Raw genomic sequence first — 24,873 nt, 5'->3', positions numbered from 1 at the left:
CACAGTGGGCTCCATAAGCACTCATCAGGAGCCACACCATGAGCCTAAGACTGGGCGACATCGCCCCCGACTTCGAACAGGATTCCAGCGCCGGCAAGATTCGTTTCCACGAGTGGCTGGGCGACAGCTGGGGTGTGCTGTTTTCCCACCCGGCGGACTTCACGCCGGTATGCACCACCGAGCTGGGCTTCACCGCCAAGCTCAAGGACGAATTCGCCAAGCGTGGCGTCAAGGCCATCGCCCTGTCGGTAGACCCGGTGGACTCGCACCTCAAGTGGATCGAAGACATCAACGAAACCCAGAACACGGTCGTCAACTTCCCGATCCTGGCCGACGCCGACCGCAAGGTCTCGGACCTCTACGACCTGATCCATCCGAACGCCAGTGACACCCTCACCGTGCGTTCCTTGTTCGTGATCGACCCGCACAAGAAAATCCGCCTGACGATCACCTACCCAGCCAGCACCGGGCGCAACTTCCACGAAATCCTGCGGGTCATCGACTCGTTGCAACTGACCGACAACTACAAAGTTGCCACGCCCGCCAACTGGCAGGACGGCGATGAAGTGGTGATCGTGCCGTCGCTCAAGGACGAGGAAGAAATCAAGAAACGCTTTCCCAAAGGGTACCGGGCGGTGAAGCCGTATCTGCGGCTGACACCGCAACCCAATCGCTGAATTACCTGTAGGAGCGAGCTTGCTCGCGAAGCATGCGCGGTTACTGCGGACATCCAGAAAGCCTGCGTCATCGTTGACGGTTTTCGCGAGCAGGCTCGCTCCTACAGATAGACGCTGTGTACTCACATGGCAGGGGTTTTGAGGCCGTTTCGACGGCCTTTTTTTTCGCCTGGCGATTGATGGATGGTTTATTCTTTTAAGGAATAAACAAATGAAAAAATAAGATTTATGGATATATAAATCTGCTGATATGGTCTGTTCCATCTTGGCGCCATCGCCACACAGCGAACCGCCGACACTTGCTAAAGGAATTTCCTACATGCTGGTCGTAACACTTGGAGGCAGTCCCAGTCAGCGTTCCCGCTCCGGGGTCTTGCTGGATAAAACCCGTCAGTGGCTGCAACAGCAGGGCGTGGAAGTGGTGAGTTATCAGATACGGGACTTCCCGGCCGAAGACTTGCTGCATGCGCGCTTCGACAGCCCCAAAGTCATCGACTTGTTGCAACAAGTGGCCAATGCCGACGGCCTGGTGATCGCCACGCCGGTGTACAAGGCCTCGTTCTCGGGCGCGCTGAAAACCGTGCTCGACCTGCTGCCCGAACGCGCCCTGGCCCACAAGGTGGTATTGCCCATCGCCACCGGCGGCAGCATCGCCCACATGCTGGCGGTGGACTACGCATTGAAGCCGGTGCTGTCGGCGCTCAAAGCCCAGGAATTGCTCCACGGGATCTTTGCCGAAGACAGCCAGATCGCTTACGGCGAGGGCAGTGCCCAGGCGCAACTGGTGCCGGTCCTCGAACAACGCTTGAGCGAGGCTCTGGAAACTTTCTACGCCGCCATGGCCCGTCGCCCGAAACCGCTGGACCCGCATGTGTTGAATGAACGTTTGTTGAGTGCTCGCTGGAGCATTTAAGCCTTACCGATTCACGAAGTACTCACCTTACTCAGCCGCCAACGGCCAAGCAGGTGCAGCCAACCCCCCAATCGCATTTTTGGAGAGAGCGCCATGCTCACTGTCATCTTGCGTCGTGGTCTGGTCGCACTGTTTGCTGCGGCTGTGTCCTTCGGCGCCATTGTTCAAGCCCACGCTGCCGAAACCCTGCGGATCGGCTATCAGAAATACGGCACCCTGGTGCTGCTCAAGGCCAAGGGCACCCTGGAAAAGCGCCTGGCCGCCGACGGTGTGCAGGTGCAGTGGACCGAGTTCCCGGGCGGCCCGCAATTGCTCGAAGGCCTGAATGTCGGCTCGATCGACTTCGGCGTCACTGGCGAAACCCCGCCGGTATTCGCCCAGGCCGCCGGTGCCGATCTGCTCTACGTGGCCTACGAACCGCCGGCGCCGACCAGTGAAGCGATCCTGGTGCCGAAAGACTCGCCGATCAAATCGGTGGCCGAGCTCAAGGGCAAGAAAGTCGTGCTCAACAAGGGCTCCAACGTTCACTACCTGCTGGTGCGGGCCCTGGAAGATGCCGGCCTGAAATACACCGATGTGCAGACCGTGTTCCTGCCGCCCGCCGATGCGCGTGCCGCGTTCGAGCGTGGCAGCGTAGACGCCTGGGTCATCTGGGACCCGTACCAGGCCGCCGCCGAGAAACAACTGCAAGCCCGCACCTTGCGTGACGGCAGCGGGATTGCCGACAACCACCAGTTCTACCTGGCCACCAGGCCCTACGCCGAAAAACACCCCGAAGTGATCAAGGCGCTGGTGGAAGAAGTGCGCGCGGTGGGCGAGTGGTCCAAGGCCAACCCGCAGCAAGTCACCGAACAGGTCGCGCCGCTGCTCGGCCTGCCGGCTGACATCACCCTGACCTCGGTGAAACGCCAGGGCTATGGCGCGCTGTTCCTGACCCCGGCGGTGGTAGCCGCGCAGCAGAAGATTGCCGACAGCTTCTACCAACTCAAATTGATCCCCAAACCCTTGAGCATCAAGGACGTGATCTGGACTCCACCTGCCGCCGTGGCCAACGCGCCGTAATCCGACTTCTTCAGGAGACAACTCCATGAGCCTCACTATTTTCTGGTTCCTGCCTACCCACGGCGACGGTCATTACCTTGGCACCGCCGAAGGCGCTCGCGCCGTCGACCACGGTTATCTGCAGCAAGTGGCCCAGGCGGCCGACCGCCTTGGCTTCGGCGGGGTGCTGATCCCCACCGGGCGTTCCTGCGAAGACTCGTGGCTGGTGGCCGCTTCGCTGATCCCGGTGACCCAGCGTCTGAAGTTCCTGGTCGCGCTGCGCCCCGGGATCATTTCGCCGACGGTGGCCGCGCGTCAGGCCGCGACCCTCGATCGCCTGTCCGGCGGCCGTGCGCTGTTCAACCTGGTGACCGGCGGTGACCCGGAAGAATTGGCCGGCGACGGTCTGTTCCTCAGCCACGAAGAACGCTACCAGGCCTCGGTGGAGTTCACCCGCATCTGGCGTCGTGTGCTGGAAGGCGAAACCGTGGATTACGACGGCGAACACATCAGCGTCAAAGGCGCCAAACTGCTTTACCCGCCGATCCAGCAACCGCGTCCGCCGCTGTACTTCGGCGGCTCTTCCGAAGCCGCGCAGGACCTGGCGGCCGAACAGGTGGACATGGTGCTGACCTGGGGCGAGCCACCGGCCGCGGTTGCGGAAAAAATCGAACAGGTGCGGGCCAAGGCCGCGAAACTCGGGCGCACGGTGCGCTTCGGTATTCGTCTGCATGTGATCGTGCGCGAAACCAACGATGAAGCCTGGAAAGCCGCCGACAAACTGATCTCGCACCTGGACGACGACACCATCGCCCGCGCCCAGGCCTCGCTGGCGCGCTTTGATTCGGTCGGCCAGCAGCGCATGGCGGCCTTGCATGGCGGCAGCCGCGACAACCTCGAAGTCAGCCCCAACCTGTGGGCCGGCGTCGGCCTGGTGCGCGGCGGGGCCGGCACCGCGCTGGTGGGCGATGGCCCGACGGTTGCGGCGCGGGTCAAGGAATACGCGGCGCTGGGCATCGACACCTTTATCTTCTCCGGTTATCCACACCTGGAAGAATCGTATCGCGTCGCCGAGTTGCTGTTCCCGCACCTGGATATCGAACGCCCCGAGTTGCCGAAAAGTGCCGGCTACGTGAGCCCGTTCGGCGAGATGGTCGCCAACGACATCCTTCCCAAAGCGGCGTCACAGAGCTGAGGTGGCGCCATGAATGTGGAAAAACTGAGCCATCGCGTGGCGCCTTGGGTGCTGCCGGTGTTGCTGTTGGCGGTGTGGCAGTTGTCGGTGTCGGCGGGGTGGTTGTCGACGCGGATTCTGCCGGCGCCGAGCGCGGTGATCGAGGCCGGGGTCAACCTGGTACGCAGCGGTGAAATCTGGACGCACCTGGCCATCAGCGGCTGGCGCGCGGGCCTGGGTTTTGTGATCGGTGGCAGCATCGGTCTGGCCCTGGGCTTTATCACCGGCCTGTCGACGTGGGGCGAGCGCCTGCTGGACAGCTCGGTGCAGATGATCCGCAACGTGCCGCACCTGGCGTTGATCCCGCTGGTGATCCTGTGGTTCGGCATTGACGAGACCGCGAAGATTTTCCTGGTCGCCCTCGGCACGCTGTTCCCGATCTACCTCAACACCTACCACGGCATCCGCAACGTCGACCCGGCGCTGGTGGAAATGGCGCGCAGCTACGGCTTGTCCGGCTTCAGCCTGTTCCGCCAGGTGATCCTGCCGGGCGCGCTGCCGTCGATCCTGGTGGGCGTGCGTTTTGCCCTGGGCTTCATGTGGCTGACGCTGATCGTGGCGGAAACCATTTCGGCCAGTTCCGGTATCGGTTACCTGGCGATGAACGCCCGTGAATTCCTGCAAACCGACGTGGTGGTGCTGGCCATCGTCATGTACGCGATTCTCGGCAAGCTGGCCGACCTCGCAGCGCGCGGCCTGGAGCGTGTGTGGCTGCGCTGGCATCCGGCTTATCAAGTGAATAAAGGAGGTGCGGCATGACCGCTCAACAACCTCCGCGCCTGCTGAAGGGGATTCCCCTGGCGGTGCGCAAATTGCGCAAGGCCTTTGGCGCGCGGGAAGTGCTCAAGGGCATCGACCTGCATATTCCGGCGGGCCAGTTCGTTGCCGTGGTCGGCCGCAGTGGCTGCGGTAAAAGTACCTTGCTGCGCCTGCTCGCCGGCCTCGACAAGGCCAGCAGCGGTGAGCTGCTGGCCGGCTCCGCGCCGCTTGGCGCGGCGATCGAAGACACGCGGTTGATGTTCCAGGAAGCGCGTCTGCTGCCGTGGAAAAAGATCATCGACAACGTCGGCCTCGGCCTCAAGGGCAACTGGCGTCCCAAGGCGCTGGAAGCGCTCGAAGCAGTCGGCCTGGCCGAGCGTGCGAATGAGTGGCCGGCGGCCTTGTCCGGTGGCCAGAAGCAGCGTGTGGCCCTGGCGCGTGCGTTGATTCATCAGCCGCGTCTGTTGTTGCTCGATGAGCCGTTGGGCGCGCTGGATGCGTTGACCCGCATCGAGATGCAGCAACTGATCGAAAGCCTCTGGCAGAAGCATGGTTTCACCGTGTTGCTGGTAACCCACGACGTCAGCGAAGCCGTGGCCATTGCCGACCGGGTGATCCTGATCGAAGACGGCGAAATCGGCCTCGACCTGATTGTCGACCTGCCGCGTCCACGCGCCCGAGGCTCGCATCGCCTGGCCGCGCTCGAAGCGCAGGTGCTCAACCGTGTGCTGTCGCTGCCCGGCACCCCGCCGGAACCCGAACCCGTTTCACCGTTGCCTACGCAATTGCGGTGGGCGCAATAACTCACTTGTCCCATGAAGGAAAAACGACATGACTATCAAAGCCATCAACGTGCGTAACCAGTTCAAAGGCACCGTCAAGGAAATCGTCGAAGGCGACGTGCTCTCGGAAATCGACGTGCAGACCGCGTCCGGGATCGTGACGTCGGTGATCACCACCCGTTCGGTCAAGGAGTTGGAGCTGGTGATCGGCAGCGAGGTGATTGCCTTCGTCAAATCCACCGAGGTGTCGATCGCCAAGTTGTGATCACTTGAGGGCGCTATCGGGAGCAAGCTCCCTCCCACATTCGAACCGGTTTCTTCAGGAAAACTCGATCACATGTGGGAGCAAGCTCCCTCCCACATTCGAACCGGTTTCTTCAGGAAAACTCGGTCACATGTGGGAGGGAGCTTGCTCCCGATGAGGCCCTGCCAGACAACACATCCATCAGACAGTGGCGCCCCGCTTGGGCAAATACGCCGGCAGATAAAGCCCCACATACGCATCGAACACGCGCATGCCTTCCTCGGCCATGCGCGGCGTGATCAGCCCATGCTGATGCACCGAACGCGCATACACGCGATCACTCAATTCCAGCGCCAGCGCGAACACGTCCACATCGGCGGGCAGGGTTGGCACTTCGAAATGCCGGTTGAATACGGCCAGCATCAAGTCACCCAACTCCAGATCGTGCTGGCGGTCGGCCTGATTCACTTCGGTCAGCCCGTGCTGGGTCAGGATCAGCTGGCGGGCGGCGGCGTCGTTGCTGTAGATGGTGAGCATGCGCTGTTCGACGATGTAAGACAGGTCGCGCCAATACTTGAGTGAATCATGCGCGATGGGCGCCTGGATTGCGGCGCGGAATGCCGCATGGACGTCGGCGGTCAACGCTTCCAGCAGCGCCGGCACGCTGGCGAAAAAGTGGTACACCGACGATGGCGGAATCTGTGCGCGCTCGGCCACGCTGTAGATCGACAAACCAGCCACACCTTCGGACGCCAGCAACGTGCGGGCGGCGTCGAGGATCGCGTCGATCCGGGCCTGGCTGCGGGCGCGGGGTTTGCGAGGGGCGGCGGGGCGGGTGGTCATGGAAGTCTCCTACAAGGCAGCGGGCATTGTATGAGCAGGAGCCGGTGTTGTCTGCCAGGCCGCCATCGGGAGCAAGCTCCCTCTCACACTCGAACCGGTTTCTTCAGGAAAACTCGTTCAAATGTGGGAGGGAGCTTGCTCCCGATGGCGGCCAACTCGGTCTACCAAAAGCAACCCATAAAAAAACGCCACAGACCAAAGGCCTGCGACGTTTTTTCAGTGCAACCAGCGCTTACACGGTATGCAGGTACCAGTTGTACTCAAGGTCGGAGATGGAGTGTTCGAACTCTTCCAGCTCACTTTCCTTACAGGCGACGAAGATATCGATGTATTTAGGATCGATGTACTTGGCCATCACCTCGCTGTCGTCCAACTCGCGCAGGGCATCGCGCAGGTTGTTCGGCAGGCTTTGTTCGTTCTGCTCGTAGCTGTTGCCTTCCACTGGCGCGCCCGGTTCGATCTTGTTGGTCAGGCCGTGGTGTACGCCCGCCAGGACCGAAGCCATCAGCAGGTAGGGGTTGGCATCGGCACCGGCCACGCGGTGTTCGATACGCACGGAGTCGGCCGCGCCGGTCGGCACGCGGATCGCCACGGTGCGGTTGTCCAGGCCCCAGCACGGCGAGTTCGGCACGTAGAACTGTGCGCCGAAACGACGGTAGGAGTTGACGTTGGGGCACAGGAACGCCATTTGGGCGGGTAGGGTCTCCAGCACACCGCCGATCGCGTGACGCAATGCGGCGTTCTGCTCGGGATCCTCGCTGGCAAAGATGTTCTTGCCGTCCTTGTCCAGGATCGAAATGTGTACGTGCAAACCGTTGCCTGCCTGGCCTGGGTAAGGCTTGGCCATGAAGGTGGTGTCCATCTCATGGTCGTAGGCGATGTTCTTGATCAGGCGCTTGAGCAGTACCGCGTAGTCGCAGGCCTTGATCGGGTCGGCCACGTGGTGCAGGTTCACTTCGAACTGCGCCGGGGCACTTTCCTTGACGATGGCATCAGCCGGGATGCCTTGCTCTTTGGCACCTTCCAGGATGTCCTGGAGGCAGTCGACATATTCGTCGAGGTCGTCGATCAGGTAGACCTGTGTCGAGTGCGGGCGTTTGCCGGAGATCGGCGAGCGGGGCGGTTGTGGGCGGCCGTTCACGTTCTCCTGGTCGATCAGGTAGAACTCAAGCTCGAAGGCAGCGCAGATAGTCAGACCGAGGTCGTCGAATTTGCTTACAACCTGACGCAGTACTTCGCGCGGATCGGCGAAGAAAGGTTCACCTTCAATTTCGTGCATGGTCATCAGCAGTTGCGCGGTCGGGCGCTTTTGCCAAGGTTCATTGCACAGGGTGTCGGGGATTGGATAACAGATTCGGTCAGCATCACCGATGTCCAGGCCCAGGCCGGTGCTTTCCACCGTTGAGCCGTTGATATCCAGGGCAAATAAAGAGGCAGGCAAGTTAATGCCTTTCTCGTAAACCTTGTGGAGGCTGGTGCGTTCGATGCGCTTACCGCGCACCACACCATTCATATCCGCAATTAGAAGGTCTACGTACAGAACCTCAGGATGATCCTTAAGGAACGCGTTCGCTTCGTTAAGCTGAACGGCACGCGGGGGTACCGACATGATGCAACACCTTTGTTGTTAAAAATATCAATCATTGATCTTTTCAGGTTTCAGTCAACCCGAACGGCATGCCGAAGTCAAGCGAGGCCTTTTTTGCCCCAAAAAAGCGCCATGAGGGCTTTTTTGGGGCTTTTTGGGGCGGTTTTGCTCGGTTGCCCGGCTTGGGACTAGCAGGCTTGAGCGGGCCGTGTTGTATTTTTTACGGGGGTGTTGTGTAAAAAAATGAACAAGGCTAAGCTCGATTTAAACCCATAACAGCAATAATACCGGGGTGCTTCATGTCTGGCCTGCCGTTAATCGGCATCACCACCTGCGCGAAACAGGTCGGTCTGCATGCTTTTCAGATCCGTGTCGAATGTTGCGAACGCGCATTCCCATTGATGATTCCATCCCCGATAAGCCCCTTCGATCCGGCCATTATTCTTGACGGCCAGGACGCTGTTCGCGTGCCCCGTTCATTTTCTTGTACTCACCCTTTTCATGACGCCGGTCCTGCCTTTTTTGCGGTTGCCGCTCATTATCCTGCACGGGAGGCAAGCCTTTTGCTTTAGGAGTGCAACGGCACCCCAAATGGCGGTTAAGCTCCCACTCTGATGAACCAGCGACGCCGATGCGTCAACCGACGCCTGACCTTTAATGAACGTCAGGAAACCCAGCCCAGAGGCATTTATGAGTAACAACCTCGACCAGCTCACCGATTGGTTGAAAGACCACAAGATCACAGAAGTCGAATGCATGATTGGCGACCTCACCGGTATCACCCGGGGCAAGATCTCGCCGACCAACAAGTTCATCGCCGAGAAAGGCATGCGCCTGCCCGAGAGCGTTCTGTTGCAGACCGTGACCGGCGACTATGTCGAAGACGACATCTATTACGAATTGCTCGACCCGGCCGACATCGACATGATCTGCCGCCCCGACCAGAACGCGGTGTTCCTGGTGCCGTGGGCCATCGAGCCTACCGCCCAGGTGATCCACGACACCTACGACAAGCAAGGCAACCCGATCGAGCTGTCGCCGCGCAACGTGCTCAAGAAAGTCCTCAAGCTCTACGCCGACAAAGGCTGGCAGCCGATCGTGGCGCCGGAGATGGAGTTCTACCTGACCAAGCGCTGCGAAGACCCGGACTTCCCGCTGCAACCGCCGATCGGCCGTTCCGGGCGCCCGGAAACCGGTCGGCAGTCGTTCTCTATAGAAGCGGCCAACGAATTCGACCCGCTGTTCGAGGACGTCTACGACTGGTGCGAACTGCAGGAGCTGGACCTCGACACCCTGATCCACGAGGACGGCACGGCGCAGATGGAAATCAACTTCCGTCACGGCGACGCGCTGTCCCTGGCCGACCAGATCCTGGTGTTCAAGCGCACCATGCGTGAAGCCGCGCTCAAGCACGACGTGGCCGCCACCTTCATGGCCAAGCCGATGACCGGCGAGCCCGGCAGCGCGATGCACCTGCACCAGAGCATCATCGACATCGCCACCGGCAAGAACGTCTTCTCCAATGAAGACGGGACCATGAGCCAACTGTTCCTCAACCACATTGGTGGCCTGCAGAAATTCATCCCCGAATTGCTGCCGCTGTTTGCCCCCAACGTGAACTCGTTCCGCCGCTTCCTGCCGGACACTTCGGCGCCGGTGAACGTGGAGTGGGGCGAAGAAAACCGCACCGTCGGCCTGCGCGTACCGGATGCCGGCCCGCAGAACCGTCGCGTGGAAAACCGCCTGCCGGGCGCAGACGCCAACCCGTACCTGGCGATCGCCGCCAGCCTGTTGTGCGGCTACATCGGCATGGTCGAAGGGCACAACCCAAGCGCGCCGGTCGTCGGCCGTGGTTACGAGCGGCGCAACCTGCGCCTGCCGTTGACCATCGAAGACGCCCTGGAACGTATGGAAAACAGCAAGACCATCGAGAAATACCTGGGTCACAAATTCATCACTGGCTACGTCGCGGTCAAGCGGGCCGAGCATGAAAACTTCAAGCGCGTGATCAGTTCGTGGGAGCGGGAGTTCCTGCTCTTCGCCGTCTGATGCGCCGGGCGCGCCCGTTGAACGGCGCGCCCTCCACTGAAAAGTCTAGGAGATTGGTATGTCCAGCAACAACCCGCAAACCCGTGAATGGCAAGCCTTGAGCAGTGATCACCACCTGGCGCCGTTCAGCGACTTCAAGCAGTTGAAAGAGAAAGGCCCACGGATCATTACTAAAGCCCACGGCGTTTACTTGTGGGACAGCGAAGGCAACAAGATCCTCGACGGCATGGCCGGCCTGTGGTGCGTGGCGATCGGTTACGGTCGCGATGAACTGGCTGACGCCGCCGCCAAGCAGATGAAAGAACTGCCGTACTACAACCTGTTCTTCCAGACCGCCCACCCGCCGGTACTGGAACTGGCCAAGGCGATCTCCGACGTTGCACCGGCCGGCATGAACCACGTGTTCTTCACCGGTTCCGGCTCCGAAGGCAACGACACCATGTTGCGCATGGTCCGCCACTATTGGGCGATCAAGGGCCAGCCGAACAAGAAAATCATCATCAGCCGCAAGAATGGCTACCACGGCTCCACCGTGGCCGGCGCCAGCCTCGGCGGCATGACTTATATGCATGAGCAGGGCGATCTGCCGATCCCGGGCATCGTCCACATCGCCCAGCCGTACTGGTTTGGCGAAGGCGGCGACATGAGCCCCGAAGAGTTCGGTGTGTGGGCCGCCAACCAGCTGGAGGCGAAGATTCTGGAACTGGGCGTGGACAACGTCGGCGCCTTCATTGCCGAGCCGATCCAGGGCGCCGGTGGCGTGATCGTGCCGCCGGACAGCTACTGGCCGCGCATCAAGGAAATCCTCGCCAAGTACGACATCCTGTTCGTCGCCGACGAGGTGATCTGCGGTTTCGGCCGTACCGGCGAGTGGTTCGGCAGCGATTTCTACGACCTCAAGCCGGACATGATGACCATCGCCAAGGGCCTGACCTCGGGCTACATCCCGATGGGTGGCCTGATCGTGCGCGACGAGGTGGTGGCGGTGCTGAATGAAGGCGGCGATTTCAACCACGGCTTCACCTACTCCGGTCACCCGGTGGCCGCGGCGGTCGCTCTGGAAAACATCCGCATCATGCGCGATGAACAAATTATTAAGCGTGTGCATGATGAAACGGCACCGTATTTGCAGAAACGTCTGAGGGAGCTGGCTGATCATCCGTTGGTGGGTGAAGTGCGTGGTGTCGGCATGCTCGGTGCGATTGAACTGGTTCAGGACAAAGCGACGCGCAAGCGTTACGAAGGCCGCGGTGTTGGCATGATCTGCCGAACCTTCTGCTTCGAGAATGGCCTGATCATGCGCGCCGTGGGTGACACCATGATCATTTCGCCGCCGCTGGTGATCAGCAAGACCGAAATCGACGAGCTGGTGACCAAGGCTCGTCATTGCCTGGACCTGACTTTGGCGGCATTGCAGGGCTAAGTGCTAGGCTCAGAACGCAGTGACTCTCGGGTGCTGCGTTCGGGCAGTTATAAAAGTGGGGGGTTAGTTGAAAGCCGGCCCCCTAAGTTGCCAGACTGTTGTCCTGTTTTGCTGCCCTTCGACGGGCTGCCGAACAGCTGTGTATCGATGAAGCATGCTGCGGCCCAAAAAAGAAAATTGGAGCATCACCAAATGAAGGCATTAGGTTTGAAGAACGCTGGCAAGACCCTCCTCGCGTTGTCCCTGATGGGCGCAATGGCGGGCGCGGCCCAGGCAGACGATAAAGTGCTGCACGTCTATAACTGGTCCGACTACATTGCTCCGGACACCATCGCCAACTTTGAAAAAGAGTCGGGCATCAAAGTGGTGTACGACGTATTCGACAGCAACGAGACCCTTGAAGCCAAGTTGCTGGCAGGCAAGTCCGGTTACGACATCGTCGTACCGTCGAACAACTTCCTCGCCAAGCAGATCAAGGCCGGCGTCTACCAGGAGCTGGACAAGTCCAAGCTGTCCAACTACGAAAACCTGAACACGTCGCTGCTCAAGGCCGTGTCGGTCAGCGACCCGGACAACAAGCACGCTTTCCCGTACATGTGGGGTTCGATCGGCATCGGTTACAACCCGGAGAAGGTCAAGGCCGCGCTGGGCGTCGACAAGATCGATTCGTGGGACATCCTGCTCAAGCCGGAAAACATCGCCAAGCTCAAGAGCTGCGGTGTGAGCTTCCTCGATTCGCCAACCGAAATGCTGCCGATCGCGCTGCATTACCTGGGCCTGCCGACCGACAGCCAGAAGAAAGCCGACCTCAAGCAAGCTGAAGACCTGTTCCTGAAGATCCGTCCTTCGATCGGCTACTTCCACTCGTCCAAGTACATCTCCGACCTGGCCAACGGCAACATCTGCGTAGCCGTGGGTTACTCGGGTGACATCCAGCAGGCCAAATCCCGCGCGGCTGAAGCCGGTGGCAAGGTCAAAGTGGCGTATGACATTCCGAAGGAAGGCGCCGGCAGTTTCTATGACATGGTCGCCATCCCTAAAGATGCCGAAAACGTCGAAGCGGCCTACAAGTTCATGAACTACCTGCTCGAGCCGAAAGTCATGGCTGCGATCACCAACAGCGTGCGTTTCCCGAACGGTAACGAGAAAGCCACCGCATTGGTCGACAAAGACATCACCAGCGACCCAGGCATCTACCCGCCAGCGGACGTGCAAGCCAAGCTGTATGCCATTGCCGACTTGCCGGCGGCGACTCAGCGTGAAATGACCCGTAGCTGGACCAAAATCAAATCGGGCAAATAAGCGAGGAAACCTGTAGGAGCGAGCTTGCTCGCGAAAATCGTCAACGATAACGCAGCGCCTCTGGTCGCCCGCGTTGCCTGTGAGTTCTTCGCGAGCAAGCTCGCTCCTACAAAGAGCGGCAGCCGTACAGTAATTAAATGACAGAAAGTTTTGCCGGATCGGTTTATCGAGGGTAAGTTGCGCGCCGGTTTTGTTGCCGGGCAACAACTTTGGGCCCAACTATTTAAGAGGACCTCCACTTGCCATTTTCTTTATTTCGCCAAGCCTTGCTGGTAGGTGCAGGTATCACGCTGGCTGTCAGCGTGCAGGCCGCATCGACTGTGCATGTTTATAACTGGTCGGACTACATCGGCCCCGACACCCTGGCCAACTTTGAAAAGGCCTCCGGTATCAAGCCTGTGTATGACGTGTTTGATTCCAACGAAACCCTGGAAGGCAAGTTGCTGGCCGGACGTACCGGTTACGACGTGGTGGTGCCGTCCAATCACTTCCTTGGCAAACAGATCAAGGCCGGGGCGTTCCAGAAGCTCGACAAGTCGTTGCTGACTCACTACGCCAACCTCGACCCGGCGCTGCTCAAGCGCCTGGAAAAGAACGACCCGGGCAACCAATACGCCGTGCCGTACCTGTGGGGCACCAACGGCATCGGTTACAACGTCGATAAAGTCAAAGAAGTGCTGGGCGTCGACAAGATCGACTCCTGGGCCGTGCTGTTCGAGCCGGAAAACATGAAGAAGCTCGCGACGTGCGGCGTGTCCTTCATGGACTCGGCAGATGAAATGCTGCCGGCGGTGCTCAACTACATGGGCCTGAACCCCAACAGCGAGAACCCCGAAGACTACAAGAAGGCCGAAGCGAAACTGCTGAAAGTGCGGCCTTATGTGACCTACTTCCATTCTTCCAAATACATCTCCGACCTGGCCAACGGCAACATCTGCGTGGCGGCCGGGTTCTCCGGCGATGTGTTCCAGGCCAAGGCCCGCGCAGCCGAGGCGGGCAAGGGCGTGCACATCGCCTACGCGATTCCGAAAGAAGGCGGCAACCTGTGGTTCGACGTGCTGGCGATCCCCAAGGACGCGACCAACGTTAAAGAAGCCCACGCCTTCATCAACTATTTACTGCAACCTGAGGTTATCGCTCAGGTCAGTGATTACGTCGGTTATGCCAACCCTAACCCAGGGGCGGACGCACTGATGGAGCAATCGATACGCACCGACGAAGCGGTTTACCCACCGCAGGCGGTTCTCGACCGGACATTTGTCAACTTCGAGCTACCCCCGAAAGTGCAGCGTTTAATGACCCGTAGCTGGACCAAGGTCAAGACGGGCAAGTAAGGCTCAAACTATCCTGGGTTCGCCCGCGTCGGGCGAACTGCACTCTTTTTTTTGGGAGTTTCGTAAATGGCAGTTGCCTCCGGCGCCTATAAGAAAGCCCTCGAGGGCGACCAGACACCGAAAAAGGTGCTGGTCAAAATCGACCGGGTCACGAAGAAGTTCGACGAGACGATTGCCGTGGACGATGTGTCCCTGGAAATCAAGAAAGGCGAGATCTTCGCCTTGCTCGGCGGTTCGGGTTCGGGCAAATCCACCTTGTTGCGCATGCTCGCAGGTTTCGAGCGCCCAACCGAGGGTCGCATCTACCTCGACGGTGTGGACATCACCGACATGCCGCCCTACGAGCGGCCGATCAACATGATGTTCCAGTCCTACGCGCTGTTCCCGCACATGACCGTGGCGCAGAACATCGCGTTTGGCCTGCAACAGGACAAGATCCCCAAGGCCGAAGTCGACGCCCGCGTGGCCGAGATGCTCAAGCTGGTGCAGATGAGCCAGTACGCCAAGCGCAAGCCACACCAGTTGTCCGGTGGCCAGCGCCAGCGTGTGGCCCTGGCCCGTTCCCTGGCCAAGCGCCCGAAACTGCTGCTGCTCGATGAACCGATGGGGGCGCTGGACAAGAAACTGCGTTCGCAGATGCAGCTGGAACTGGTGGAAATCATCGAGCGCGTCGGCGTGACCTGCGTGATGGTGACCCACGACCAGGAAGAGGCCATGACCATGGCCGAGCGCATCGCGATCATGCACCTGGGCTGGATCGCGCAGATCGGCAGCCCGGTCGACATCTACGAGACGCCGACCAGCCGCCTGGTGTGCGAGTTCATCGGCAACGTCAACATCTTCGACACCCAGGTGGTCGACGACGCTGAGGGCCACGCAGTGCTCAAGTGCCCGGACCTGGACCGCGACATCTACGTTGGCTACGGCATCGCCACTTCGGTGGAAGACAAGTCAGTGACCTACGCCATCCGCCCGGAAAAACTGCTGGTCACCACTCAAATGCCGACCTGCGAGCACAACTGGTCCAGCGGCAAGGTCCACGACATCGCCTACCTCGGCGGCCACTCGGTGTTCTACGTCGAGTTGCCGAGCGGCAAGCTCGTGCAATCCTTCGTCGCCAACGCCGAACGCCGTGGCCAGCGCCCAACCTGGGGTGATCAGGTGTACGTGTGGTGGGAAGACGACAGCGGCGTGGTACTTCGCTCATGAACATGAAAAAATTCAAGCGCCAGCTGCAACGAATAACCCCCGGTGGCCGGCATGTGGTCATCGGGATCCCTTTCCTCTGGCTGTTCCTGTTCTTCATGCTGCCGTTCTTCATCGTCCTGAAGATCAGCTTTGCCGAAGCCGACGTGGCGATCCCGCCTTACACCGAGATCTACACCTTCGTTGAGCAGAAGCTGCAACTGGTGCTGAACCTGGCCAACTACGCGATGCTCGGCGACGATGAGTTGTACATCGCCGCGTACCTGGGCTCGCTGAAGATGGCGTTCTTCAGCACCCTGCTGTGCCTGGTGATCGGCTACCCGATGGCCTATGCGATTGCCAGTGCGCGCAAAGAGATGCAGACCGTCCTCGTGCTGCTGATCATGATGCCGACCTGGACCGCGATCCTGATCCGCGTGTACGCATGGATGGGCATCCTCAGCAACAACGGCTTGCTCAACAGCTTCCTGATGTCCATCGGGCTGATCAACGAGCCGCTGCAGATCCTCAACACCAACATCGCGGTGTATATCGGCGTGGTCTATTCGTACCTGCCGTTCATGATCCTGCCGCTGTACGCCAACCTGGTGAAACACGACCAGAGCCTGCTGGAAGCTGCCTCGGACCTGGGTTCGAGCACCTTCAACAGCTTCTGGAAGATCACCGTGCCGCTGTCCAAGAACGGCATCATCGCCGGTTGCATGCTGGTCTTCATCCCGGTGGTGGGCGAGTTCGTGATCCCGGAACTGCTCGGCGGCCCGGAAACCCTGATGATCGGTAAAGTGTTGTGGCAAGAATTCTTCAACAACCGTGACTGGCCGGTGGCTTCTGCCCTGGCGGTGGTGATGCTGGCGATCCTGATCGTGCCGATCATCCTGTTCAACCGCAGCCAAGCCAAAGAGATGGAGGGCAAGATATGAAGCGCGTCAGTTTCTCAAGCTTCATGCTGGTGGCGGGGTTGTTGTTCATCTACCTGCCGATGCTGATCCTGGTGATCTACTCGTTCAACGAATCCAAGCTGGTGACGGTGTGGGGCGGTTGGTCGATCAAGTGGTACGTGGGCCTGCTGGACAACACCCAGTTGATGGGCTCGGTGGCGCGTTCCCTGGAAATCGCCTGCTACACGGCCGTCGCGGCCGTGGCGCTGGGTACATTGGCGGCGTTCGTGCTGACGCGCATCAGCCAGTTCAAGGGCCGCACGCTGTTCGGCGGCCTGGTGACCGCGCCGTTGGTCATGCCCGAGGTGATCACCGGTCTGTCGCTGTTGCTGCTGTTCGTGGCGATGGCGCAGATGATCGGTTGGCCCCAGGAACGTGGCATCGTCACCATCTGGATCGCCCACACCACGTTCTGCGCGGCGTATGTGGCGGTGGTGGTGTCGGCGCGCTTGCGTGAGCTGGACCTGTCGATCGAAGAAGCGGCGATGGACCTGGGCGCGCGGCCGTGGAAGGTGTTCTTCCTGATCACCATCCCGATGATCGCGCCGTCGTTGGCGGCGGGTGGGATGATGTCCTTCGCGCTGTCCCTCGATGACCTGGTACTCGCCAGCTTCGTGTCGGGCCCGGGTTCGACCACGTTGCCGATGGAAGTCTTCTCGGCGGTGCGCCTGGGGGTCAAACCGGAGATCAACGCGGTGGCCAGCCTGATTCTGCTGGCGGTGTCGTTGGTGACTTTCCTGGTGTGGTTCTTCAGCCGACGTGCCGAAGAGATGCGCAAGAAGGCGATCCAGCAAGCGATCGAAGAAGCGGCCGCCGATGGCTGGCAGCAGCCGGACAAGCGTCGGGCGCCTGCGCCGGTCTAACGGCCGACACGGTGCAAATGTGGGAGGGGGCTTGCCCCCGATAGCAGAGTGTCAGTCACTGAAGCTGTGACTGATCCACCGCCATCGGGGGCAAGCCCCCTCCCACATTTTGACCGCATTCCAGGTTGATCAGGCCGTCCACGGCGACTGGCGAATCACCTCGACAAAGTTCATCGGCTTGAACCCCGGCTCCTGATCCACCAGCACATCGGTCTTCACGTTGCCGAACGTGGTCAGCGGGCGATGGCGCAAGCCGTCGGCGAACGCGCAGATGATGCATTCCTTGAACCCTTCACCGCGTGGATGTGCATGCACCACGGCTTCGCGCTGCACGGGGGTAAATGCGGCGTAGTCCATGCCCAGCACGTCCATCTCGACGCCGGCGGTGACCAGCGCCACGGTCGGCCGCAGATGCTGTGGCACGCCCGGCGTGGTGTGCAGTGCGATGGACAGCCACACCTGTTCGATGTCGTCATCGCTCAGCCCATGCGGCTTGAGGAAGTCCGCCGCCGCGTTGGCACCGTCGACTTCGAAACGCTGGTCGTCGCTGCGATGGCCTTCGACCAGGCCGAGGTCATGGAACATCGCGCCGACGTAGAGCAGCTCCGGGTTATAGGTCAGTTGCTTGCGCTCACCGCTCAACGCGCCGAACAGAAACACCCGGCGCGAGTGGTGGTAGAGCAGGTCGGATTCGATATCGCGGATGTAGTCGGTGGTGGCCCTGGCCAGGGCGCTGTCCGGGATCTTGATGCCGGCGATGCTGGTGCTCATGGTCGTTCTCCGCAAGAAAGCGCCGGGGTGGCGCCGAGGCAGCCAGTCTGGTCGCGCGCCGGGGAAGGGGCTATCGCAGCGAGGGTGCGATGTCGGCCAATGTGCTGCTACATCGTGCCAAGTGAAAGTCGGCTAGGGTGTAGCTGGCGATATCGCCCTTGAAGCCTGCGAAAATCCAAAGGTGGAAGGGCGTTTGCCCCCTCCCACAAGGGTTCTGTGTTTATCCGGTTAGGTAAAGGTGTGCCTGTTCATGAGCAAGACCGTCGGCATTCTGATTTTCCCCGGCGTCCAGTCACTGGACGTGACCGGCCCGCTGGATGTGTTCTGCGAAGCGAACCGTTTCCTGTCGCCCGACGACCAGTACCAGTTGGACGTGATCGGCCTGGACCACGGCAATATGGCCTGTTCCAACGGCCTGTCGTTGCAGGCCCATCGGCATTACCGCGAAGCGTTGCAAGCCTATGACCTGCTTCTGGTCGCCGGCGGGCCGCAGCTGCCTTTCGAGGATTTCGGCGCGCACTTCGATGATTGGCTGCGCGGGGCCGCGGCGCGGGCGCAGCGCTTCGGTTCGATTTGCAACGGCGCCTTCATACTGGCCCGCGCCGGCCTGCTCGACGGGAAAACCGTCACCACCCATTGGGGCGATGCCGCCGACCTGGCGCGGTTGTGCCCCAGCGCCCGGGTCGAGGCCGACCGTCTCTATATGCAGGACGGCAACCTCTACACCTCAGCCGGGGTCACGGCGGGGATCGACCTGTCGCTGTACCTGCTGGCCCAGGATCACGGGCCGGAAGTGGCGTTGAGCGTGGCCAAGCGCTTGGTGGTGTTCACCCAGCGTGCGGGCGGGCAGTCGCAGTTCAGCCCGTTCCTCACGCCCCACGCCGAAACCACCTCGGCGGTGGCGCTGGTGCAGGTGTATGTGCTGGCGAACCTGACCGGCGACCTGACCATCGCGGACCTGGCCAACGCGGCCAATATGAGTGCGCGCAACTTCTCCCGGGTGTTCGCCCGTGAAGCGCGGATCACCCCGGCGGAGTTCGTCGAGCGGGCGCGGGTGGATGCGGCGCGGGTGATGCTCGAAAGCAGCCGCGCACCGCTCAAGACCGTGGCCTATCAATGCGGGTTTCGCGATGCCCAGCACATGCGCAGCGTGTTCAACCGCCGACTGGGGGTGACGCCGCAACAGTTCCGGCTCAACTTCGCCGCGCCGGTGTAGGGGCAACACCGCAGATACAAGCCCCCTCCCACATTTTGACCGCGTTCCAGGCGGTCAGCGGGCTGGCAGCAGCTTCAGCGTACCGCGCGTATTGGCCGTGATTTCCTCGTCGCTGAAATGCGCCTGCTCATAGCCGCCCTCGATATACGTTTCCGCCTGGTCCCCATAGTGCTTGTCGAACGGCACACCGCTTTGCCCTACCGGGTTGATGGTCAGCGCGTGGGGCACGTCGGCGAAGTCGATCAGGCGCCGGGTCGACGGGCCGTAGGTCACCGGCCATGGTGCCGGGCCGATATTGGCTGACTGGTTGTTCGGCACTTCGTGGCTGCCCGGCGCGGGGAAGGGGCCGACGTTGACGAGCCGGTCCAGCGGTTTCTGCGAACCCAGCGGGTGGCCGTGGGTCAGCGTATGGGCCTTGCCCCACTGCCATTGGCCCGGGTCATCGCCGAAGGTCGCCTTGAGGTGCGCGAGGCTGTTGTCCCAGGCGAGCTTGACGGTGTCGGCACGCTTGCCGTTCCACCAGGGCGAATCCGGGCTCGCGGCCAGGCGGGGCAACGCCGCATCGATCACCCGCGTGCTGAGCAGGGTCTTGAACATGGCGTCGCCGAGTTTCGGGTGGAAGGCCGCGTCAGCCAGGTTGAACAGGAACTGGTTGAACAGCGTGGCGCTGGTGGAGTCCAGCGGATAATCGCCTTTCCAGGCCGCCAGTTGCTCCACCAGCTGCAACTGCGCCGGGTCTTTGACCACCTCGCGCAGCACCGGCAACAGCGGTGCCAGCAGGCGCGGGCCGAAGGCGGTGGTGGTGCCCAGTTGCAGGGCCTGGCTGTTGTTCACGTCCCACTTCACGCGCTTGTCGCTCAACTGCGCGTTCAACTGCTGGCCACGGTCGGCCAGGTTGTAATAGCCGGGGATCTCCATGCCGCTGGGCGACACCGGCTGTGCATTGGCCGACACCACATAGCCACGCGCCGGGTTTTCTTCCTGGGGGTTGGCGCTGAACGGGTAGAAGCCCAGCTTGTCGGCCTGGGCCGTGCTGCCGTCGAGGATAAACCCGGGGTTGACGCCGGCCGGGCGGATCGTCAACTGCGCCGCCGCCCACCAGCCGATATCGCCCTGGGCATTCGCCCACACAATGTTCAGCCCCGGCGCCGACACCTTGGCCGCCGCGGCACGGGCCTTGGCCAGGGTGTCGGCGCGGTTGAGCTGGTAGAACCCTTCGAGGATCGGGTTCTGGGTGTCGAGGAACGCCCACCACATCGCGATCGGCGTCTTGCCGGCGTTCTCGCCGAGCACGTCATTGATGATCGGGCCGTGGGGCGATTGGCGCAGGGTCAAGGTGACCGGTGCCTGGCCCTTGACCGCGATCTGTTGCTCGCTGCGGGTCATGTCGACCCATTGGCCGTGGTACCAGACCTGGTTGGCGTTGTCCGGATTGACCTGCTCGGCGATCAGGTCGAGGTCGTCGTTCTGGAACATGGTCAGGCTCCAGCCGAAATCCAGGTTGTGCCCCAGGAACGCCACCGGCACCAGCGCGTTGTGATAGCCGTACAACTCAAAGCCCGGCGCCGACAGCTGCGCCTCGTACCACACCGACGGCACCGAGAAGCGGATATGCGGGTCACCCGCCAGCAACGGCTTGCCGCTCTGGGTGCGGCTGCCGCTGATCGCCCAGGCGTTGCTGCCTTCGAACTGCGGCAAGCCGTTGTCGGCCAGGGCCTGTTCACTCAGGGCCGCGATGGCGCCGAGGTTTTGCCAGTCGCTGGCGGCCAGGTTGAGCGCGCCCTTGGGTTGCCAGGCGAGGTCGAACACGTTCAGGTAATCGCTGCCCAACTGGTCGCGTACATAGGTCAGCAATGGTTCGGTACGAAACGCCGCAGCAAAGCTGTAGGCCATATACCCGGCGACGCTGATGGTGTCCTCGGCGGTAAACGGCCGCTTGGGGATGCCCAGCACATCGAACTCCATCGGGCTGGCGTGGTTGTCCTGATACTGGTTGATCCCGTCCAGATAGGCTTGCAGGGCCTTCCAGTGCGCCGACTCGTGGTCCAACTGCGCCACATAAGTGGCGGAGCGCTCGCGAATGCGCAGGCTGCGGAACAGTTTGTCGGTGTCCAGCAGCTTGGGGCCGAGCACTTCGGCCAATTCGCCGCGCGCCAGGCGTCGCATGATTTCCATCTGGAACAGCCGGTCCTGGGCATGCACGTAGCCCAGGGCGCGGTACAGGTCGGTCTCGTTCTCGGCACGGATATGCGGCACGCCACGCTCGTCGTAGCGCACCGTGACCGAACCTTGCAGGTTCGCCAGCGTCACGGCGCCCTGGCGGGTGGGTTGCTTGCTGTAGACGTACCAGCCGGCACCGACGGCGACCAGCGCCAGCAGCACCGCGAGAACCTGCAAGAGGCGCTTCATGAACATTCCTTACCAAGAGTGGGGCGACGGGCTACGAACCGGTTGGCCACGAACAATAGCAGCCCACCGCCAGGGTGTGAGTGGCATTCACTGCGCGGCCTGCTGCAAGGGCCTTGAGGATCGGCTCGATAAAGCTGTTGCTGGCGTTGCACGTCAGCCCTTCGCTGTAGGGCCCGAAATACGCGAGCTTGCCGCTGCGGTCCCAGATCGCCACGGCCGGGGTCGCGGGTATCTGATCGGCGCCGGGCAGGCTGCTGAGGATTTTCATCTGGCGCAGGTTGTCGGGCAACTGGCCGTGGCTGCCGGGTTTCTGCAGGGCGTAGAACTCGACGCCCTGGGGCGCGTAGTGCTCGATCAATTCGCCGAGGTGCTGCTGGTTGCCGACGTTGCACGGGCAGGCCGGGTCCCAGAAATGCACGAGGCGGATCGGGCCGGGGCCGGCGAGGTCGTCGGGCAGGCGCAGGGCGTCGCCGGAAAACACCGCCGTGTGTTCGCTGAAGGCACGCAGGTAGCGGCCTTGGAACCAGTCATACGCCGCCCATAACACGCCGGCGCAGAGGATCAGCAGCAGGCTGGCGAACAGGGTGGTGCGGTAGGGCTGTCGCATTCAGATCAATCCTCGAAGGACGCGTAGCTTGCCATGCTTGCCCCGACAGATGAATATCGCAGCTCGATATTCCTCTGCGCAGCGCGTGAAGCCCCAAGTCTGGAACCTCTTATGCCCGTCACCTTTGACCCCGATCACCTGCGCGACAGCTTGCGGCCCCTGGTGGATGCGCAGCCGCTCAGCGCCGAGGCGCGGGTCTATCAGCGCTTCTATGGGCTGGACCTGCGCGCGCGCCAGGTGCCGGCGGTGAGCCGTCTTGGCCGGTTCGAGGTCGATGGGTTCGCGGTGGTCGCCCAGGTGTGGTGGCCGCCGGTGCCGGTGGCGACGATGTTCATGTTCCACGGGTTCTACGATCATATGGGGCTGTACCGCCACGTCGTCGACTGGGCGCTGGACCAGGGTTTCGTGGTGATCGCCTGCGACCTGCCGGGCCATGGCTTGTCCAGCGGCGCGCGGGCCAGTATCGATGATTTTGCGGTGTACCAGGACGTGGTGCAGGCGCTGTTCGCCCAGGCCGAAGCGCTGCACCTGCCACGGCCCTGGCACCTGTTCGGGCAAAGCACCGGCGGTGCGGTGGTGGTGGATCACTTGCTCAACCATGGCGCCGACAGCCCGGCCCAGGGTAAGACTTTTCTGCTTTCACCCTTGGTGCGTCCGCGTGGGTGGGGCTGGTCGCAGGTCAGCTATTACCTGCTGCGGCCGTTCGTCAAAGGCATCGCCCGACGGTTCAGCGAAAACACCAATGACCCGGCCTTCAAGCCGTTCCTCGAAGCCGACCCCTTGCAGCCGCGCCAATTGCCGACGGCCTGGGTCGGGGCACTGGCGCGCTGGATCAGGCAAATCGAAGCCGCACCGCGCAGCCCGCGGCGGCCGCTGATTGTGCAGGGCGAAGAGGATATGACGGTGGATTGGCAGCACAACCTGCAGGTGCTGCGGAGCAAGTTCGATCAGCCTGAGGTGTTGATGCTCAAGCGCGGCCGGCATCATCTGGCCAATGAGATCCCGGAGATTCGCCAGGAATACTTCAAGTACCTCACCGACCACCTGAAATAACGCGGTGCAAATGTGGGAGGGGGCTTGCCCCCGATAGCAGGGTGTCAGTCAGCACATCTGATACTGACCCACCGCTATCGGGGGCAAGCCCCCTCCCACATTTCCTACTGCGCCAGGCTTGAGGTGCTTTGACCGACCGCCAGCCCTGCGCGCACGGCCGCAAGCGCCGCCTGGTAATACGCCTTCCCCTGCGGCGACTCGGCAAACGTAGCGAATTCTTCCAGTTCCGGGTCGGACAAGTCCCGATAGACGTACAGCAACGTGTTGTTCAGGTCATTGCCGATCTGTTGCATCAGCCGTTCGCGTTGTCCATCCAGCATGCCCTGGGCCTGGCCGCCGCCCAACAGGCCGGGGATCATCTGGCTCAAGCTGTCGGCCGCCACGCCGGCGATCGCCAAGCTGACTTCGGCGCCGGCTTCGCGGGCGGGCAGGGCCTGGGCCAGGTGGCCGATGATCAGGCTGCGGGTGGCGTCGGCTTCGATGTGCGGCAGGCCTTGGGCATTTTTTGCCAGCTGGTCGCGGCGGGTGGCCAGCAGTTCGGCAGCGACAATCTTGCGCCCCAGCGGCGACTGGAAAAACGCCAGGGCCGGTGCCGGGTCCGCCAGGTGCTTGCGCAGTTGGGCTTCGGCGCGCCGGTCCACGGCCTGGGCGGCGAAGCGCTTGTTGCTGTTGTCGACCAGCGCCTGGTACACCGCTGGCGGCAGGCTGTTGCGGTAGCGTTGCTGGGCGGCACTGAGGGCGTCATTGAAATGCGCGCGTTGTTCGGCCCAGCCGGCGACCTTGTACAACTGGTCATGGCCGTCTGCCCAAGCGGGCAAAACGCAGAACATCAGCAAGGAAAAAAACAAACGACGCATATGGACTCCTGTCAGTCGGCCACTATTGTCCGTGTCGGGCGTAGGATTTGTCGAGAAGTCCTATCAGTCACCTGACTAAAGTGCGTTCAGACGCTCAGCGGCTCTGTCGGATTCACAGGCGTATGGATACTATGCGCGCCATGCAAATATCCCACGATCACCCATTGCTGCAACGCATTGTCGACGACCTGGCCGAAAAGGGCTGGTCGCAGCAAAACGGCTTCCTGCCCCAGGCTCTGACCCTGGAACTGGCGGCTGAGTGCCGTAAACGTGCGGCTGAAGGTGAGCTGGCCCCGGCGGCGGTCGGGCGCGGGCCGGCCCAGGAGATTCGCGAGGGTATTCGTGGCGACCATATCCAGTGGCTGGAGGAGGGCGACGCCGTCGTCTGCGACCGCTATATGACGGTGATGGACAGCCTGCGCCTGGCGATAAACCGCAGCTTGTTCCTCGGCCTGGAAGATTTCGAAAGCCATTTCGCGATGTACCCGCCGGGGGCGTTTTACCTCAGGCACCTGGACCGGTTTCGCGACGACGACCGGCGCACGGTCTCGGCGGTGATCTACTTGAACGACGAGTGGCTGCCGGAACACGGCGGCCAGTTGCGCATGTACCTCAAGGACGGCGTCGAACTCGACGTGGTGCCCAGCGGAGGTTGCCTGGTGGTGTTCCTGTCCGGCGAAGTGCCCCACGAAGTGCTGCCTGCTACCCGCGAGCGCCTGTCGCTGACCGGCTGGTTTCGCCGGCGCGGTAACGAGCCGTTTTAA

24 protein-coding genes are annotated in these 24,873 nt (G+C 61.6%); 18 read left to right on the top strand and 6 right to left on the bottom strand.

Annotation, left to right across the window (positions count from 1 at the left end):
- The first annotated feature begins 38 nt into the window (after positions 1-38).
- The 7 genes from TU80_RS05395 (at position 39) to TU80_RS05365 (ending at position 5,671) form a co-directional block, all read left to right on the top strand.
- Positions 39-677, top strand: a complete 639-nt coding sequence (locus tag TU80_RS05395; protein ID WP_046381710.1) for a peroxiredoxin — start codon at positions 39-41, stop codon at positions 675-677.
- A 319-nt stretch (positions 678-996) separates the two neighbouring features.
- Entirely contained in the window at positions 997-1,590 is a 594-nt protein-coding gene (ssuE, locus tag TU80_RS05390; protein ID WP_017845090.1) for an NADPH-dependent FMN reductase, read from the top strand.
- Between the two features lie 93 nt (positions 1,591-1,683).
- A complete protein-coding gene (locus TU80_RS05385; protein WP_046381711.1) occupies positions 1,684-2,652 on the top strand; it encodes a sulfonate ABC transporter substrate-binding protein in 969 nt (322 codons plus the stop codon).
- 25 nt (positions 2,653-2,677) lie between these two features.
- Positions 2,678-3,826, top strand: coding sequence for an FMNH2-dependent alkanesulfonate monooxygenase (gene ssuD / locus TU80_RS05380; protein ID WP_057003983.1), 1,149 nt, complete (start codon positions 2,678-2,680; stop codon positions 3,824-3,826).
- 9 nt (positions 3,827-3,835) lie between these two features.
- Positions 3,836-4,624 (top strand): aliphatic sulfonate ABC transporter permease SsuC, encoded by a 789-nt coding sequence (ssuC, locus tag TU80_RS05375; RefSeq protein ID WP_046381713.1) that lies wholly within the window; start codon positions 3,836-3,838, stop codon positions 4,622-4,624.
- On the top strand, positions 4,621-5,427 hold the full coding sequence (ssuB, locus tag TU80_RS05370) for an aliphatic sulfonates ABC transporter ATP-binding protein (protein WP_046381714.1): 807 nt from the start codon (positions 4,621-4,623) through the stop codon (positions 5,425-5,427). The genes ssuC and ssuB overlap by 4 nt, the downstream gene beginning before the upstream one ends.
- Before the next feature lie 28 nt (positions 5,428-5,455).
- Entirely contained in the window at positions 5,456-5,671 is a 216-nt protein-coding gene (locus TU80_RS05365) for a TOBE domain-containing protein (protein WP_017845085.1), read from the top strand.
- Positions 5,672-5,851: 180 nt separating this feature from the next.
- Here TU80_RS05365 and TU80_RS05360 read toward each other — a convergent pair whose 3' ends face one another.
- Both TU80_RS05360 and TU80_RS05355 read right to left on the bottom strand, forming a co-directional pair.
- A complete protein-coding gene (locus tag TU80_RS05360) occupies positions 5,852-6,493 on the bottom strand; it encodes a TetR/AcrR family transcriptional regulator (RefSeq protein WP_057003982.1) in 642 nt (213 codons plus the stop codon).
- Positions 6,494-6,725: 232 nt separating this feature from the next.
- On the bottom strand, positions 6,726-8,102 hold the full coding sequence (locus TU80_RS05355; protein ID WP_026139798.1) for a glutamine synthetase family protein: 1,377 nt from the start codon (positions 8,100-8,102) through the stop codon (positions 6,726-6,728).
- A 278-nt stretch (positions 8,103-8,380) separates the two neighbouring features.
- Here TU80_RS05355 and TU80_RS32595 point away from each other — a divergent pair, with 278 nt between their 5' ends.
- From TU80_RS32595 to TU80_RS05320, 8 genes are all read left to right on the top strand, one after another.
- Positions 8,381-8,653, top strand: a complete 273-nt coding sequence (locus TU80_RS32595) for a glutamine amidotransferase (RefSeq protein WP_126585162.1) — start codon at positions 8,381-8,383, stop codon at positions 8,651-8,653.
- 118 nt (positions 8,654-8,771) lie between these two features.
- Entirely contained in the window at positions 8,772-10,130 is a 1,359-nt protein-coding gene (locus TU80_RS05350) for a glutamine synthetase family protein (protein WP_017845082.1), read from the top strand.
- Between the two features lie 58 nt (positions 10,131-10,188).
- Complete coding sequence (locus tag TU80_RS05345) at positions 10,189-11,553, top strand: aspartate aminotransferase family protein (RefSeq protein WP_017845081.1); 1,365 nt, start codon at positions 10,189-10,191, stop codon at positions 11,551-11,553.
- 207 nt (positions 11,554-11,760) lie between these two features.
- Complete coding sequence (locus TU80_RS05340; RefSeq protein WP_046385153.1) at positions 11,761-12,855, top strand: polyamine ABC transporter substrate-binding protein; 1,095 nt, start codon at positions 11,761-11,763, stop codon at positions 12,853-12,855.
- Positions 12,856-13,094: 239 nt separating this feature from the next.
- Positions 13,095-14,189 carry a polyamine ABC transporter substrate-binding protein gene (locus TU80_RS05335; RefSeq protein ID WP_057003981.1) on the top strand — a complete coding sequence of 365 codons (1,095 nt, stop codon included), beginning with the start codon at positions 13,095-13,097 and terminating at the stop codon, positions 14,187-14,189.
- Between the two features lie 66 nt (positions 14,190-14,255).
- A complete protein-coding gene (locus TU80_RS05330; RefSeq protein ID WP_017845078.1) occupies positions 14,256-15,398 on the top strand; it encodes an ABC transporter ATP-binding protein in 1,143 nt (380 codons plus the stop codon).
- Entirely contained in the window at positions 15,395-16,315 is a 921-nt protein-coding gene (locus TU80_RS05325) for an ABC transporter permease subunit (RefSeq protein ID WP_046381716.1), read from the top strand. Before TU80_RS05330 ends, TU80_RS05325 begins: the two co-directional genes overlap by 4 nt.
- The gene (locus TU80_RS05320) at positions 16,312-17,196 is read left to right on the top strand and encodes an ABC transporter permease subunit (RefSeq protein WP_015886412.1); all 885 of its coding nucleotides are present in this window, start codon (positions 16,312-16,314) and stop codon (positions 17,194-17,196) included. Before TU80_RS05325 ends, TU80_RS05320 begins: the two co-directional genes overlap by 4 nt.
- Positions 17,197-17,325: 129 nt before the next feature.
- On the opposite strand, the gene TU80_RS05315 is transcribed toward TU80_RS05320, so the two are convergent.
- Entirely contained in the window at positions 17,326-17,967 is a 642-nt protein-coding gene (locus tag TU80_RS05315) for an HD domain-containing protein (protein ID WP_057003980.1), read from the bottom strand.
- A 250-nt stretch (positions 17,968-18,217) separates the two neighbouring features.
- Between TU80_RS05315 and TU80_RS05310 the strand changes: the two genes are divergently transcribed.
- Positions 18,218-19,183, top strand: coding sequence for a GlxA family transcriptional regulator (locus TU80_RS05310; protein WP_057003979.1), 966 nt, complete (start codon positions 18,218-18,220; stop codon positions 19,181-19,183).
- Between the two features lie 54 nt (positions 19,184-19,237).
- Here TU80_RS05310 and TU80_RS05305 read toward each other — a convergent pair whose 3' ends face one another.
- Together TU80_RS05305 and TU80_RS05300 are read right to left on the bottom strand one after the other, a co-directional pair.
- A complete protein-coding gene (locus TU80_RS05305) occupies positions 19,238-21,592 on the bottom strand; it encodes a penicillin acylase family protein (protein ID WP_057003978.1) in 2,355 nt (784 codons plus the stop codon).
- Positions 21,593-21,623: 31 nt separating this feature from the next.
- Positions 21,624-22,199, bottom strand: a complete 576-nt coding sequence (locus TU80_RS05300) for a DUF6436 domain-containing protein (protein WP_046381720.1) — start codon at positions 22,197-22,199, stop codon at positions 21,624-21,626.
- Between the two features lie 111 nt (positions 22,200-22,310).
- Between TU80_RS05300 and bipL the strand changes: the two genes are divergently transcribed.
- On the top strand, positions 22,311-23,252 hold the full coding sequence (gene bipL / locus TU80_RS05295) for a phospholipase BipL (RefSeq protein ID WP_057003977.1): 942 nt from the start codon (positions 22,311-22,313) through the stop codon (positions 23,250-23,252).
- A 104-nt stretch (positions 23,253-23,356) separates the two neighbouring features.
- On the opposite strand, the gene TU80_RS05290 is transcribed toward bipL, so the two are convergent.
- Positions 23,357-24,109 (bottom strand): DUF2059 domain-containing protein, encoded by a 753-nt coding sequence (locus TU80_RS05290; RefSeq protein ID WP_017845071.1) that lies wholly within the window; start codon positions 24,107-24,109, stop codon positions 23,357-23,359.
- Between the two features lie 131 nt (positions 24,110-24,240).
- On the opposite strand from TU80_RS05290, the gene TU80_RS05285 reads away from it, so the two are divergent.
- Positions 24,241-24,873, top strand: a complete 633-nt coding sequence (locus TU80_RS05285) for a 2OG-Fe(II) oxygenase (RefSeq protein ID WP_057003976.1) — start codon at positions 24,241-24,243, stop codon at positions 24,871-24,873.

The sequence above is a fragment of the Pseudomonas veronii genome (assembly GCF_001439695.1).
GTDB classification, from domain to species: domain Bacteria; phylum Pseudomonadota; class Gammaproteobacteria; order Pseudomonadales; family Pseudomonadaceae; genus Aquipseudomonas; species Aquipseudomonas veronii.
Note: the sequence above shows the minus strand (reverse complement) of the source record. Positions and strands in the feature narration are given on the sequence as shown.

What these genes read in the sequence shown, in the direction of transcription:
- TU80_RS05395 (WP_046381710.1), top strand. Translation starts at nt 39, where the DNA reads ATGAGCCTAAGACTGGGCGACATCGCCCCCGACTTCGAACAGGATTCC.
- ssuE (WP_017845090.1), top strand. Translation starts at nt 997, where the DNA reads ATGCTGGTCGTAACACTTGGAGGCAGTCCCAGTCAGCGTTCCCGCTCC.
- TU80_RS05385 (WP_046381711.1), top strand. Translation starts at nt 1,684, where the DNA reads ATGCTCACTGTCATCTTGCGTCGTGGTCTGGTCGCACTGTTTGCTGCG.
- ssuD (WP_057003983.1), top strand. Translation starts at nt 2,678, where the DNA reads ATGAGCCTCACTATTTTCTGGTTCCTGCCTACCCACGGCGACGGTCAT.
- ssuC (WP_046381713.1), top strand. Translation starts at nt 3,836, where the DNA reads ATGAATGTGGAAAAACTGAGCCATCGCGTGGCGCCTTGGGTGCTGCCG.
- ssuB (WP_046381714.1), top strand. Translation starts at nt 4,621, where the DNA reads ATGACCGCTCAACAACCTCCGCGCCTGCTGAAGGGGATTCCCCTGGCG.
- TU80_RS05365 (WP_017845085.1), top strand. Translation starts at nt 5,456, where the DNA reads ATGACTATCAAAGCCATCAACGTGCGTAACCAGTTCAAAGGCACCGTC.
- TU80_RS05360 (WP_057003982.1), bottom strand. Translation starts at nt 6,493, where the DNA reads ATGACCACCCGCCCCGCCGCCCCTCGCAAACCCCGCGCCCGCAGCCAG.
- TU80_RS05355 (WP_026139798.1), bottom strand. Translation starts at nt 8,102, where the DNA reads ATGTCGGTACCCCCGCGTGCCGTTCAGCTTAACGAAGCGAACGCGTTC.
- TU80_RS32595 (WP_126585162.1), top strand. Translation starts at nt 8,381, where the DNA reads ATGTCTGGCCTGCCGTTAATCGGCATCACCACCTGCGCGAAACAGGTC.
- TU80_RS05350 (WP_017845082.1), top strand. Translation starts at nt 8,772, where the DNA reads ATGAGTAACAACCTCGACCAGCTCACCGATTGGTTGAAAGACCACAAG.
- TU80_RS05345 (WP_017845081.1), top strand. Translation starts at nt 10,189, where the DNA reads ATGTCCAGCAACAACCCGCAAACCCGTGAATGGCAAGCCTTGAGCAGT.
- TU80_RS05330 (WP_017845078.1), top strand. Translation starts at nt 14,256, where the DNA reads ATGGCAGTTGCCTCCGGCGCCTATAAGAAAGCCCTCGAGGGCGACCAG.
- TU80_RS05325 (WP_046381716.1), top strand. Translation starts at nt 15,395, where the DNA reads ATGAACATGAAAAAATTCAAGCGCCAGCTGCAACGAATAACCCCCGGT.
- TU80_RS05320 (WP_015886412.1), top strand. Translation starts at nt 16,312, where the DNA reads ATGAAGCGCGTCAGTTTCTCAAGCTTCATGCTGGTGGCGGGGTTGTTG.
- TU80_RS05315 (WP_057003980.1), bottom strand. Translation starts at nt 17,967, where the DNA reads ATGAGCACCAGCATCGCCGGCATCAAGATCCCGGACAGCGCCCTGGCC.
- TU80_RS05310 (WP_057003979.1), top strand. Translation starts at nt 18,218, where the DNA reads ATGAGCAAGACCGTCGGCATTCTGATTTTCCCCGGCGTCCAGTCACTG.
- TU80_RS05305 (WP_057003978.1), bottom strand. Translation starts at nt 21,592, where the DNA reads ATGAAGCGCCTCTTGCAGGTTCTCGCGGTGCTGCTGGCGCTGGTCGCC.
- TU80_RS05300 (WP_046381720.1), bottom strand. Translation starts at nt 22,199, where the DNA reads ATGCGACAGCCCTACCGCACCACCCTGTTCGCCAGCCTGCTGCTGATC.
- bipL (WP_057003977.1), top strand. Translation starts at nt 22,311, where the DNA reads ATGCCCGTCACCTTTGACCCCGATCACCTGCGCGACAGCTTGCGGCCC.
- TU80_RS05290 (WP_017845071.1), bottom strand. Translation starts at nt 24,109, where the DNA reads ATGCGTCGTTTGTTTTTTTCCTTGCTGATGTTCTGCGTTTTGCCCGCT.
- TU80_RS05285 (WP_057003976.1), top strand. Translation starts at nt 24,241, where the DNA reads ATGCGCGCCATGCAAATATCCCACGATCACCCATTGCTGCAACGCATT.